General features: G+C 63.4%; 13 protein-coding genes. 3 read left to right on the top strand and 10 right to left on the bottom strand.

Going from position 1 to position 12,639, the window contains the following annotated elements:
• Window positions 1-109: 109 nt before the first annotated feature.
• The 3 genes from BI344_RS15360 (at window position 110) to BI344_RS25840 (ending at window position 1,801) form a co-directional block, all read left to right on the top strand.
• The gene (locus tag BI344_RS15360; protein ID WP_241499366.1) at window positions 110-1,351 is read left to right on the top strand and encodes a cytochrome-c peroxidase; all 1,242 of its coding nucleotides are present in this window, start codon (window positions 110-112) and stop codon (window positions 1,349-1,351) included.
• A gap of 103 nt (window positions 1,352-1,454) precedes the next feature.
• Window positions 1,455-1,679: a VOC family protein gene (locus tag BI344_RS25375; RefSeq protein WP_239690829.1), complete on the top strand. Its 225-nt coding sequence runs from the start codon at window positions 1,455-1,457 to the stop codon at window positions 1,677-1,679.
• A complete protein-coding gene (locus BI344_RS25840) occupies window positions 1,676-1,801 on the top strand; it encodes a VOC family protein (protein WP_275637122.1) in 126 nt (41 codons plus the stop codon). The genes BI344_RS25375 and BI344_RS25840 overlap by 4 nt, the downstream gene beginning before the upstream one ends.
• An 89-nt stretch (window positions 1,802-1,890) precedes the next feature.
• On the opposite strand, the gene BI344_RS15350 is transcribed toward BI344_RS25840, so the two are convergent.
• From BI344_RS15350 to hisS, 10 genes are all read right to left on the bottom strand, one after another.
• Complete coding sequence (locus BI344_RS15350; RefSeq protein WP_071113747.1) at window positions 1,891-3,186, bottom strand: adenylosuccinate synthase; 1,296 nt, start codon at window positions 3,184-3,186, stop codon at window positions 1,891-1,893.
• Window positions 3,187-3,224: 38 nt separating this feature from the next.
• The gene (locus tag BI344_RS15345) at window positions 3,225-4,376 is read right to left on the bottom strand and encodes an ATP phosphoribosyltransferase regulatory subunit (RefSeq protein WP_071113746.1); all 1,152 of its coding nucleotides are present in this window, start codon (window positions 4,374-4,376) and stop codon (window positions 3,225-3,227) included.
• Between the two features lie 104 nt (window positions 4,377-4,480).
• Window positions 4,481-5,362, bottom strand: coding sequence for a protease modulator HflC (gene hflC, locus BI344_RS15340; RefSeq protein WP_071113769.1), 882 nt, complete (start codon window positions 5,360-5,362; stop codon window positions 4,481-4,483).
• A complete protein-coding gene (gene hflK / locus BI344_RS15335) occupies window positions 5,362-6,555 on the bottom strand; it encodes an FtsH protease activity modulator HflK (protein WP_071113745.1) in 1,194 nt (397 codons plus the stop codon). Before hflK ends, hflC begins: the two co-directional genes overlap by 1 nt.
• Complete coding sequence (gene hflX, locus BI344_RS15330; protein WP_071113744.1) at window positions 6,542-7,675, bottom strand: ribosome rescue GTPase HflX; 1,134 nt, start codon at window positions 7,673-7,675, stop codon at window positions 6,542-6,544. The genes hflK and hflX overlap by 14 nt, the downstream gene beginning before the upstream one ends.
• A 98-nt stretch (window positions 7,676-7,773) precedes the next feature.
• Window positions 7,774-8,034, bottom strand: a complete 261-nt coding sequence (gene hfq, locus BI344_RS15325) for an RNA chaperone Hfq (protein ID WP_071113743.1) — start codon at window positions 8,032-8,034, stop codon at window positions 7,774-7,776.
• Window positions 8,035-8,126: 92 nt separating this feature from the next.
• Complete coding sequence (gene der / locus BI344_RS15320) at window positions 8,127-9,539, bottom strand: ribosome biogenesis GTPase Der (protein ID WP_071113742.1); 1,413 nt, start codon at window positions 9,537-9,539, stop codon at window positions 8,127-8,129.
• Window positions 9,540-9,552: 13 nt separating this feature from the next.
• On the bottom strand, window positions 9,553-10,692 hold the full coding sequence (bamB, locus tag BI344_RS15315; protein ID WP_071113741.1) for an outer membrane protein assembly factor BamB: 1,140 nt from the start codon (window positions 10,690-10,692) through the stop codon (window positions 9,553-9,555).
• Between the two features lie 4 nt (window positions 10,693-10,696).
• Window positions 10,697-11,326: a YfgM family protein gene (locus BI344_RS15310; RefSeq protein ID WP_071113740.1), complete on the bottom strand. Its 630-nt coding sequence runs from the start codon at window positions 11,324-11,326 to the stop codon at window positions 10,697-10,699.
• Window positions 11,327-11,342: 16 nt separating this feature from the next.
• A complete protein-coding gene (gene hisS / locus BI344_RS15305) occupies window positions 11,343-12,614 on the bottom strand; it encodes a histidine--tRNA ligase (protein WP_071113739.1) in 1,272 nt (423 codons plus the stop codon).
• Window positions 12,615-12,639: the final 25 nt, after the last annotated feature.

Below are 12,639 nucleotides of genomic sequence, written 5' to 3'. Positions count from 1 at the left end.
GGGTATAAATCCCGTCGCCATTTTTCATATTTCTGTCATTTTCGTGCATTACAGTCGCCGCCAACTCACTTCCCTTGTCCATGCCATGCACGCTGCCACCCCTTGGGTTTTGACCCTCAGTCTGATCGCCGCCGGCACCCTGGCGATCGCCGCCACCGCCTCCCACGCGGCAAGACCCGGCAAACCCGCCTACAGCGACGCCAGCTATGCGCCCGGCGCCCATCCCCCCTCCGCCAGGCAGCTGGAGGCGCTGGGCCGGCAATTGTTCTTCGACCGCTCGCTATCCGCCTCCGGCCAGATGTCCTGCGCCACCTGCCACAGCCCGGCCCATGCCTATGGCCCGCCCAATGGACTGGCGGTTCAACTGGGCGGCAAGGACGGCAAACAGCCGGGGACGCGCACCGTGCCATCCCTGCGCTATCTGCAGAACGTGCCGCCCTTCAGCGAGCACTTCCATGACAACGACGGCAACGACAGCGAAGACGCCGGCCCCACCGGCGGCTTCACCTGGGATGGCCGCGCCGACTATACCCACAATCAGGCGGCGTTGCCGCTGCTGGCCGCCAACGAAATGGCCAACGGCAGTCCGGAAGAAGTCGCGAGGAAACTACAGGCCTCCGCCCATGCGCCCGCATTCCGGCAGCTGTTCGGCCAGGACATCTTCCAACAGCCCAAACAGACTTTCGACAAGGCGGTGCTGGCGCTGGAGGTGTTCCAGCAAAATCCTCAGGAGTTCTACCCCTACGACAGCAAATACGATTTCTACCTGCGCGGACAGGTCAAGCTGTCCGCCCAGGAAATGCGCGGCCTGAAAATCTTCAACGATCCGGACAAGGGCAACTGCGCCTCCTGCCACCTCAGCCAGCGCAGCGAAAGCGGAGCCTTCCCCTTCTTCAGCGACTACGGCCACATCGCCGTCGGCGCGCCGCGCAATCCGGCCATCGCCGCCAACAGCAATAGCCGTTACTACGACCTGGGCCTGTGCGGCCCCTACCGCACCGACTTCAAGACCCGCGACGATTACTGCGGCCTGTTCCGCACCCCCGGCCTGCGCAATGTCGCCACCCGCAAGGTGTTCTTCCATAACGGCGCCTTCCACGACCTGCGCCAGGTGCTGCGCTTCTACGCCGAACGCGACGTGAAGCCGGAAAAATGGTATCCGAAGGGCAAGGATGGCAAGACGGCCAAGTTCGACGATCTGCCGGCGCGCTACCAGGGCAACGTCAACATGGAAGCGCCGTTTGGCGGCAAGCCCGGCGGCAAACCAGCCTTCAACGAGCGCGACATCGTCGACATGCTGGTCTTCCTGAAAACGCTGAACGATGGCTACAAGCCGGGACGACGCGGCTGAGGCCAGCGCCCGTCCGGCATCGCCATTAGAGGCCGGGCGGCAAGCTGCGGATTCAATCCATGATGTGCGTATATCGTTCACATGAAATCCTTCGGGAGGCCCCATGCAAGTGCAGCGCATCGTCGCCAATATCGCCGCCGCGGACCCGGAACGCGCTGACGCGTTCTACCGTGGCATCCTGGGCCTGAACGTCGTCATGGACCATGGCTGGATTCGCACCTACGCAGCCGCTGCCTCAATGCAGGCGCAGCTCAGCTTGGCCAGCGAAGGCGGCTCCGGCGCGCCGGTGCCGGAGCTGTCGGTCGAGGTGATCTGGAGCAGGCTTTGACGCGGGTCCTTCAGGCCGGCATCGCCGTCGAATACGGTCCCACCAGCGAACCGTGGGGCGTGCGGCGCTTCTTCGTCCGCGATCCGCTGGAAAAACTCGTCAACATCCTGCAGCACGAATAGCGCCGTCGGCAAGCCATGCCAGATGACGCAGGCTGACAAAAAAAACCCACCGCATCGCGGTGGGCTTTCGCATGCTGCAAGCAAATCGCTTACAGACCGTACGGGTGGTCCAGCACGATGGTTTCTTCGCGGTCCGGACCCGTGGAGACGATGGCAACCGGCGCGCCGCAAACATCGGCGATGCGGGTCAGGTAAGCCTGCGCGTTGGCCGGCAGATCTTCCCAGCGCTTGGTGCCGAAAGTGGATTCGGTCCAGCCCGGCATGCTTTCATAGATCGGCTCGCACTTGGTCACCGCGTCGGAACCGAACGGCAGGATGTCCACCCGCTTGCCGTCCAGCATGTAGCCCACGCACAGCTTGATCTCTTCCAGACCGTCCATCACATCCAGCTTGGTCACGCACAGACCGGACACGCCGTTGATCTGGATGGAGCGCTTCAGCGCAGCGGCGTCGAACCAGCCACAGCGGCGCGGACGGCCGGTGACCGAACCGAACTCGTTGCCGCGCTTGGCCAGGAACATGCCGATATCGTTGTCCTGCTCGGTCGGGAACGGGCCGGAGCCGACGCGGGTGGTGTAACCCTTGACGATGCCCAGCACGTAGTTGAGCATCTGCGGCGCCACGCCGGCGCCCGGCGCAGCCGCGCCAGCCACGCAGTTGGACGAGGTGACGAACGGGTAGGTGCCGTGGTCGATGTCCAGCAGCGTGCCTTGCGCGCCTTCGAACAGCAGCGGGGTGCCGGCCTGGTTCATGTCGTACAGCGTGCGCGACACATCCGCCACCATAGGCTTGATGCGCTCGGCCAGCAGCATGGTTTGCGCCAGGATGGCGTCGAAACTCACCGGCTCGGCTTTGAACAGCTGAGTCAGCAGGAAGTTGTAGTAGTCGACGTTTTCACGCAGCTTGACGGCGAAGCCGGCCGGATCGAACAGGTCGATCACCTTCAGCGCGCGGCGCGCCACCTTGTCTTCATAGCAGGGACCGATGCCGCGGCCGGTGGTGCCGATCTTGGCTTCGCCCTTGGCGGCTTCGCGCGCCTGATCCAGCGCGACGTGATACGGCAGAATCAGCGGGCAGCCCTCGGCTATCTTCAGACGCGCGGCCACATTGACGCCGGCGGTTTCCAGCTCGTCGATTTCCTTCAGCAGCGCTTCCGGCGACAACACCACGCCGTTGCCGATGAAGCATTCCACGTCGGGACGCAGGATGCCGGACGGAATCAGGCGCAACACGGTTTTCTTGCCGCCCACCACCAGGGTATGGCCGGCATTGTGGCCGCCCTGGAAGCGAACGACCGCGCGCGCATGGTCGGTCAGCCAGTCAACGATCTTGCCCTTGCCTTCGTCACCCCACTGGGTGCCAATCACGACAACGTTCTTGGACATTGGAAAAAACCTCTTCTTCAGTCAGATTCAAACAAAAATCAGTTAAAAGGAGCCAGCTGCCATCCATCGGCAGCCGGCGCCAGCTCGCGGTCGCAATTGAGCGCCACCGCGGACTCCCCGAGATAATCCACCACCACCATCTCGCCGGCGGCGCGCAAGCGCGCCACCTCTTCCGCCGCCGCCGGCAGATGGCGCGCGGCCACCCGCACTCCGCGGCACGGATCGCGCTCCGGCAGGATGCGCACCAAGTCGCGCAGATCCAGGCTGAAGCCGGTGGCCGGACGGGCTCGGCCGAAACGGCGGCCGACATTGTCATAGCGGCCGCCGCGGGCGATAGCGTCGGACCAGCCCGGCGCATAGGCGGCGAACATCAGGCCGGTGTGGTAGAAATCGCCGCGCAGCTCGGCCAGGTCGAAGCTCAGCTCCACCCTGCCCTGCGCCGCGCGGGCGATGGCCGACAGCTGCATCAGCCCCAGCTCCACCTCCGGCAGCGAAGGCAGGCGGGTGCGCGCCTTGTCCAGCACGCTGGCTGGGCCGTACAGCTCGGGCAAGGCGAGGAAAGCGCTCTTGTACGGCTCGGCCACGCCGGCAACCAATTCGGCGATGCTAGCCGCATCCTTGTTCTGCAACAGGCTGAACAGCTCGCGGGTCATCTCCGGCGCCAGACCAGCCGCCGCGGCCAGGCCGCGGAAGATGGCGATATGGCCGACATCGAGCCGCAGCTGCTTCACACCGGCTTTTTCCAGCGTGGACAGCATCAAATCGATGATTTCCAGATCGGCCTCGATGCCGGCGTAGCCATACAACTCGGCGCCCACCTGCAGCGGCTCGCGCGAGCTGGTCAGGCCGGACGGTCGGCTGTGCACCACGCTGCCGGCGTAGCACAGGCGGGTGACACCGGTGCGGCCGCCGAGCAGGTGGGCGTCGATGCGCGCCACCTGCGGCGTGATGTCGGCGCGCAGGCCAAGCTGGCGTCCAGACAGCTGGTCGTCCAGCTTGAAGGTTTTCAGATCCAGCGTGACGTCGCCTTCGCTCACCAGGGAGTCGATGTATTCGATCAGCGGCGGCAGCACCAGCTCGTAGCCGGCTACGCGGAAGCCTTCCAGCATCGCGGCCTTGGCCGACTCTACCTGCCTGGCGGTGGCCGGCAGGATGTCAGCGATATATTCGGGTAACAGCCAGTTGCGCATTTCGTTTCAACAGAATAAAAGGCGGGATGGTAGCCCGCCTTGTTATCAGCAAACTGGCCAGGTCTCCCCGGCCAGTCTTCTTTAAAAATCAAATTGTCAGTCCGCTACTTGCCTTTGCCCTGGCCCGCCTGCGGGTTCTTCAGATACTTGAAGAAATCGCTGCTCGGGTCCAGCACCAGCACATCGCTCTTGTTCTTGAACGATTCCTTGTAGGCGTCCATGCTGCGCCAGAAGGCGTAGAACTCCGGATTCCGGCCGTAAGCATCGGCGTAAATCGCCGCCGCCTTGGCGTCGCCCTGCCCCTTCAGCGCCTGGGCCTTGCTATAGGCTTCGGCCAGGATCACCTCGCGCTGCTTGTCGGCCTCGGCCCGCACCCGCTCGGCGTCGGCGGAACCTTCGCTGCGCAGCTGACTGGCCACGGTGCGACGCTCGGACTGCATGCGGTCGTAGACGGAACTGCTTATTTTATCCGGAAAATCGACGCGTTTTAAGCGCACGTCGAGAATTTCCACGCCTATTTTACGCGCATCCGCGTCGGCGCGCTTGCGAACCGTCTCCATCACCTGGTCGCGCTGGCCGGAAATGACGTCGGCAACCGTCTTCTGGCCGAACTCGGCGCGCAGGCCATCGTTGATGGTCTGCTTCAGGCGCGCCACCGCCGCGGCCTCGGAACCGACGCTCTTGTAGAACTGTGACACATCTACCACACGCCACTTCACGAAGCTGTCCACCAGCACGTTCTTTTTCTCGCGGGTATTGAACAGCTCCGGCGCCTCGGCGTCTATGGTCTGCACCCGGCGGTCGAAATAGCGGACGTTCTGCAGCAGCGGGATCTTGAACTGGATGCCCGGCTGGCTGATGATCTTCACCACCTCGCCAAACTGGAATACCAGCGCGAATTGCCGTTGATCCACGGTAAACAGGGATAGGCTGGCGACAAACAGCGCACCGGCTATCGCCACCACAGTCGGAATCAATCTATCCATCATCGCTCCGCTCCAAAGAAATCGCGACCGCGCGAAATATCGCGCCCGTTCTTCGCCGCCGGCGGTGTGGCTGCCGGGGCCGCGGGCGTGGCTGCGGGAGGTTGGGCCGAGGTCGCCGACGGCGATTCCGACATCTGCATCAGCTTGTCCAGCGGCAGATAGAGCAGGTTGCTGCCACCCTTCTGATCCACCAGCACCTTGCTGCTGCTGTTCATCACCTGCTGCATCATGTCCAGATACATGCGCTCGCGCATCACCTTGGGAGCCTTGTTGTATTCAGACAACACTTGTTTGAAACGCTCGGCATCGCCTTGGGCGCGCGACACCACCTGCTGCTGGTAACCCTCGGCTTCCTGCTCCAGACGCGCGGCCATGCCCTTGGCCTTGGGCACCACCTCGTTGGCGTAGGCCATGCCTTCGTTCAGCAGCTTGTCCTTGTCCTGACCGGCCTTCACCGCATCGTCGAACGCCGCCAGCACCGCTTGCGGCGGCTGCACGTCGTTGATGTTGACCTTGGCGATGCGGATGCCCAGCGAATAGCGGTCCAGCACGTCCTGGATCACCTTGCGCGCCTCGGCGGCGATCACCGCGCGGCCCTCGTTCAGCACGAAGTCCACCTTGTTGCGGCCCACCACTTCGCGGATGGCGGTTTCGGTGGCCTGTTTGACGATGTCCTTGGCGTCGCGCTCGCGCGCGGCGTTGTTGAACAGGAAGGCCCGGGCGTCCTTGATGTCGTACTGCACCGACAGCTGCACATCGATGATGTTCTGGTCGGCGGTCAGCATCAGCGACTCTTCCGGCACGCGGTTCTGCGCGCTGCTGCGGTAGCCCACTTCCACGCTGCGCAGTTCGGTCAGGTTGACGATCTCCACTTTCTCGAACGGATAGGGCGCATGCCACTGCAGGCCGGGCTCGGTCAGGCGGTTGAAGCTGCCAAGACGCAGCACCACGCCCTCTTCGCGGGCGTCCACCACGTAAAAGCCGCTGGCCAGCCACAGGGCCGCCAGCACGCCGACCACGGCGACGGCGCCGCCTTTGTAGGAGGGAGGCGCTCCGGCGCCGCCAGGCCGGCCTCCGGCGGATTTACCCCCCAACAGGCGGGCCAGTTTCTGGTTCAGGTTACGGAACACTTCATCGAGGTCCGGCGGCCCATTCTGGCCGTTGCGGCCACGGTTCGGGTCATTCTGCGACATGCTCGTATGGTTCTTTATGGTTATTTGCGGAAGGTTGCACCTTTTCGGCAATCGCTTCGCGCAAGAGTTCCAGGCCGGCGCCGGTCAGCGCCGATACCCGCACCGCGACGATCCTGCCTTCGGCGTCGCGCTCCAGCTCCGGCGCCAATTCCTCGCGCAGGTCGCACTTATTCCAGACGATCAGCTGTTCGATGCCATCGGCGTCGATCTCCGCCAACACCTTGTTCACCTCCTCGATTTGCGCGTCGCGCATCGGATTGGAGCAGTCCACCACGTGCAGCAGCAGGTTGGCCTGCAGCGTCTCCTCCAGCGTGGCGCGGAAAGCGGCCACCAGGGTGTGCGGCAGATCGCGGATGAAGCCGACAGTGTCCGACAGCACCACCGAGAGCTGGTGGTGGAGGAACAGCTTGCGGCTGGTGGTGTCCAGCGTGGCGAACAACTGGTCGGCGGCATAGATGTTGGCCTTGGTCAGCGCGTTGAACAGCGTCGACTTGCCGGCGTTGGTATAGCCGACAATGGACACCGAGGCGATGCCGGCGCGGCTGCGGCTCCTGCGCTGGGTAGTGCGCTGCTTCTGCACCTGGGCCAGCCGGTCCTTCAACGCCTTGACGCGGATGCCCAACAGCCGGCGGTCGGTTTCCAGCTGGGTTTCGCCGGGGCCGCGCAGGCCGATGCCGCCTTTCTGCCGCTCCAGGTGGGTCCAACCCCGCACCAGGCGGGTGGACAAGTGCGACAATTGCGCCAGCTCCACCTGCAGCTTGCCTTCATGGCTGCGCGCGCGCTGGGCGAAGATGTCCAGAATCAGGCTGTTGCGGTCTATCACCCGGCACTGCAGCGCGCGCTCCAGATTGCGCTCCTGCCCCGGTGACAGCGCATGGTTGAAGATCACCACATTGGCGCCGGTGGCGCGCACCATGACAGCGATCTCCTCCACCTTGCCCTTGCCGGCGAACAGCGCGGCATCCGGGCGCTGGCGCTTGCCCTCCACCTTGCCGAGGATTTCCACATTGCTGCTGCGCACCAATTCGGCGCATTCAGCGACACTTTCCTGGTAGTCGGGATCACCGAAATCCAGGCTGACCAGGATGGCCTGGTCTCCTAAGTCGGGACGATCAAACACGGTTTATCAGCCAAATGGATGGGGCAATAAATGACAAAAGCCGAATGACTGCATCTTACGATGCAGCCAATCGGCCCGATCGATGCGGCAGCGGCGCCTTAAGCGTCCTGCGCCTGTTCCTGCTTTTGCACCGGATGTTCGTGCGGGATGCTGACCGGACGGGCCGGAACCACGGTGGAGATGGCGTGCTTGTAGACCATCTGGGTAACCGTGTTCTTCAGCAGCACCACATATTGGTCGAAGGATTCAACCTGCCCCTGCAGCTTGATGCCGTTTACCAGATAGATGGAGACCGGCACGTGTTCCTTGCGCAGGATATTCAGGAACGGGTCTTGTAACATTTGCCCTTTAGAGCTCATTCGTTTTTCTCCGAATCGTTGATTGTTGTATTGACTCTGCAGCGAACAGCAGTGGCGGCCTGCTTATTTTTAGCAGAAAACATTCCGCCGTACTATTTTTTGCTGCTTTTGCCGTAGCGAACTTCTTTTTCCCTGCCCCGCATCTTGGACATCGGCTTGGGCTTGGCGCGAGACTTTTCCTTGCCTTCCTCGGTGTCGAACGGGTTTTCCGACGACTTGTACTGCACGCGCAGCGGCGTCCCCTGCAGTTTGAACACTTTCCGGAAAGTATGTTCCAGATAACGAGTATAGCTGGCCGGTATATTGTCTAGCGCATTGCCGTGCACGACGATGATCGGCGGGTTCTGGCCGCCCTGGTGCGCGTAGCGCATCTTGGGGCGGATCAGACCGGAGCGCGGCGGCTGCTGGCGCTCCAGCGCCACCTGCAGCACCCGCGTCAGCTTCGGCGTTGCGAGCTTCACCATCGCCGCCCGGTAGGCCTCGTCGATGGATTTGAACAAGTCTGCCACACCGCGGCCCTCAATGGCCGAGATGTAATGAAACTTCGCAAAATCGAGGAAGTTCAGCTTGCGGGCAATCTCGCGGCGAACGTTATCCTTCTGCTCGCTGTCCAGGTTGTCCCACTTATTGACGGCCACCACCAGGGCCCGCCCCGCTTCCAGCGCGAAGCCGGCGATGGTGGCGTCCTGCTCGGAAATGTCCAGCTGAGCATCCAGCACCAGCACCGCCACGTTGGCGTCCTCGATCGCCTTCATGGTCTTGATCACCGAGAACTTCTCCAGCATCTCGTTGACCTTGGCCCGACGGCGCACGCCGGCGGTGTCGATGATGGTATAGGTATGGCCTTCGCGCTCAAAATCAATATAGATGCTGTCGCGCGTGGTGCCGGCCTGGTCGAAGGCGATCACCCGCTCCTCGCCCAGAATGGCGTTCACCAGCGTGGATTTGCCGACGTTGGGGCGGCCGATGACGGCGAACTTGGGATGGCGGCTGTCTTCTTCCTCGACTTCTTCCGGGAAGGTTTCCAGCACCAGCTCCATCAGTTCGCGCACGCCGTCGCCGTGGGCGGCGGAAATCACCAGCGGCTCGCCCAGCGCCAGTTCATGGAACTCGGCGCCGGCGATGGCGTGGCGCATGCCCTCGGCCTTGTTGACTGCCAGGTATACCGGGCGGTCAAGCTGGCGCAGGCGGTTGGCGATGATCTTGTCTTGCGGCGTCAGGCCCGAACGGCCATCCACCAGGAAAACCACGGCATCGGCCTCGTCCACGGCCTGCAGCGTCTGCTTGGCCATTTCAAAGAGGATGCCTTCGTCCACTACCGGCTCGAAGCCACCGGTATCCACCACCAGATACGGTTTCTCGCCCACGCGGCCTTGGCCGTAGTGTCGGTCACGCGTCAAACCCGGCAGGTCGGCGACCAGTGCGTCACGGCTGCGAGTCAGCCGGTTGAAGAGGGTCGACTTGCCCACATTGGGGCGGCCGACCAGAGCTACGGTAGGTTTCATGTAATACTGCTTTTTATCCCAGATTCAGCATCGCCAAGCGACCGTCCTGCCCCTGGATCAGGGCGGAGGAACCGAGCGATACCGGTTGATTGACCGGCCCGGAGGTGCCGATCTTGCTGCGTCCGACAATGCTGCCGCTCTCGTTGGATAGCAGATGCGCATAGCCTTCGCCATCCACCACCAGCACGAAACGCCCGATCATGGCCGGGCCGGAAACATTGCGGTACTTGAGTTCATCGTTTTTCCAGACATTGCGGCCGCTCTGGCGGTCGTAAGCCCAGATCGAGCCGTCTTCGGCGGTCACGTAGACATTGCGCGCGTCCACCGTCAGACCGCGGCTGGACGACACCTCGCGGCCCCACAACAGGCTGCCGTTGCGCGCCTCGAAGCAGGCGACGCGGCCCTGGTAAGCCACCGCGCACACCTGGCCGCCGTCGTATGCCGGACGGCTGGTGACGTCGGTGACGCGCTCCAGCTCGGTGGCGCCGCGCGGCGTGGCCACCGCGCCCTGCCACAGGGTGTTGCCGGTTTGCGGATTGATGATGTCAAGGCGGCCGCCGGCCTGGCCGACCATCACCGCCTCCTTGCCCACCGCGCGCATGGAGCCGTTGTTGCGCACCGTCAGCTGCGGCAGCACATTGCCCACCGACCATTGTTGCTTGCCGTCGGCCAGATTGAAGCCGGTCAGGCGGGCGTCGTTGGTACGCACCACCACGATGCCGCCGGCGACCTGCGGCGGCTCCAGCATCAGGCTGGTCAAAGCCTGCTGCCACAGTATCTTGCCGCTCTTGCGGTCAACCGCGAGCAGCTGGGCGTCCGCGCTGCCGACCAGCGCGGTGTCCCCGCTGACCGCGACGCCGCTGGCCAACGGGCGCTTGAGCGCCACGTCGGCCTGCACTTTGCCGCTGAGCGCGTCCACGCTGCGGATGCGGCCTTCGGCGTCGGCGCTCACCACATCGCCGCTTTCGTAGACCGGCAGGAAACTGCCGGCCGGCGCAGCCTGCTGCAGCGACCATTTGACATCCAGCGCCTGCAACGGCTTGATGCTGGCCAGCGGGGTCGGCTGGAACTGCGAAGAACCTTCAAACCAGCTGGCGCAACCGGCCAGCAACATCGAGGACAAAACGGTAGTAAGCAACAGTTGGCGGCGCATGCAGTCAGGCTCCCAGCGCGTCGAGTTTGGTCTGGACCAGTTGGCGGTTCGGGCTATCCTCCACCAGCTTGGCCAGGGCGGCCTTGTAAGCGTCGCGGGCGGCGGCATTGTCGCCCTTGGCGACGAACACATCGCCCTTCAGCTCCAGGTATTGCGCGTCGAATGCGGCAGGATGCTCCTGGTTCAGCTCGGAGACGGCGGCATCGTATTTCTTCTGGTCCAGCTGCAAGGACGCCAGGCGCATGCGGGCGATCGCCTGGATCGCTTCGTCCTTGCCGTTCTTCACCACCCACTCCAACTGGCTGGAGGCCAGCGCCGCGTCATTCTTGTCGAACGCCGCCTTGGCCAGCACCAGCGCGCTGCGGCTGGCGTAGACAGTGCCGGGATACTCGCCCTGCAGCAACTGGGCGGCCGACTTCAGCTTGGCGATGTCCTTGGCTTCCACCGCGTTGTCGACGGCCTGATAGGCCGCGGCAGCCTTCTCCGACTGCTGCTTCTGGTACAGCTGATAGCCCTTGTAGCCCAGCGTGCCCAGGCAAACCGCCAGCAGCGCGCCGCTCAGCAATTTGCCCCACTGCTGCCAGAACGCCTTCAACGAATCAATCTGTTCCTGTTCCTGCAAGTCGAACGCCATTGCGTTCCCCTTTCTATCAAGCTTTCAAAGAGGCAAGAGTGGCCAGAACCGCATCGGCCGCCACGGTCTGCTGAACGATGTCGGCGCGCAGCGCCTTGATCACCACCTGACCGGCCTGGATTTCGTTTTCACCGACGATCAGCGCGAACTCGGCGCCGCTGCCGTCGGCCTTTTTCATTTGCGACTTGAAACTGGCCTCGCCCAGATGCTGCACCACCGAGTAGCCCGCGGCGCGCAGCTGCTGCGCCAGTTTCATCGAGTACAACCCGGCGCCCTCGCCCTGGTTGACCAGGTAGACGTCGACGCTGCGCTGCGCCGGCAACAGGTTCTTGTCCTGCAGCAACAGCAGCACGCGCTCCATGCCCATGCCGAAACCGATGCCGGGCGCGGCCTTGCCGCCCAATTGCTCGACCAGCCCGTCGTAGCGGCCGCCGGCGCAAACCGTGCCCTGAGCGCCCAGCTCGCTGGTCACCCACTCGAACACCGAACGGTTATAGTAATCGAGACCGCGCACCAAGCGCGGATTTTCGACGAATTCGATGCCCAGCGCAGCGATCGTCGCCTTCCAGCCGGCATAATGGACGCGCGACTCTTCGCCCAGGTAGTCGGACAGCCTGGGCGCGTTGTCGGCCATGTCCTGCAACGCCGGATTCTTGGTGTCCAGCACGCGCAACGGATTGGTGTACAGGCGGCGCTTGCCGTCCTCGTCCAGGATGTCGGCGTGCTGTTCCAGATACTGGATCAGCGCTTCGCGGTGGGCGGCGCGCTCTTCGGCGTTGCCCAGCGAGTTGATCTCCAGGCGGACGAACTGGCTGATGCCCAGGCGGCGCCACAGGTCAGCGGTCATCGCGATGACTTCGGCGTCGATGTCCGGACCGGCCAGACCCAGCGCTTCCACGCCCACCTGGTGGAACTGACGGTAGCGGCCCTTCTGCGGGCGCTCATGGCGGTACATCGGACCCATATACCACAGCTTGGGCGTAGCGTTGTAGAGCAGGTTGTGCTCCACCACCGCGCGCAGCGTGCCGGCGGTGCCTTCCGGACGCAGCGTCAGGCTGTCGCCGTTCAGGCTGTCGATGAAAGTGTACATTTCCTTCTCGACGATGTCGGTCACTTCGCCGATGGAGCGCACGAACAGCGGCGTGCCCTCGACGATGGGAGTACGGATGTTCTGATAGCCGTAATCGGCCAGCAGCTTGCGCAGCACCCCTTCAAAATATTCCCACTGGTACGACTCGGCCGGCAGCACATCGTTCATGCCTTTGACCGCTTGGTATTTCTGAGTCATTGCTGTCTTCTTGTATCTGCTTGAT

It is taken from the genome of Chromobacterium sphagni (assembly GCF_001855555.1).
Lineage (GTDB): Bacteria > Pseudomonadota > Gammaproteobacteria > Burkholderiales > Chromobacteriaceae > Chromobacterium > Chromobacterium sphagni.
Note: the sequence above shows the minus strand (reverse complement) of the source record. Positions and strands in the feature narration are given on the sequence as shown.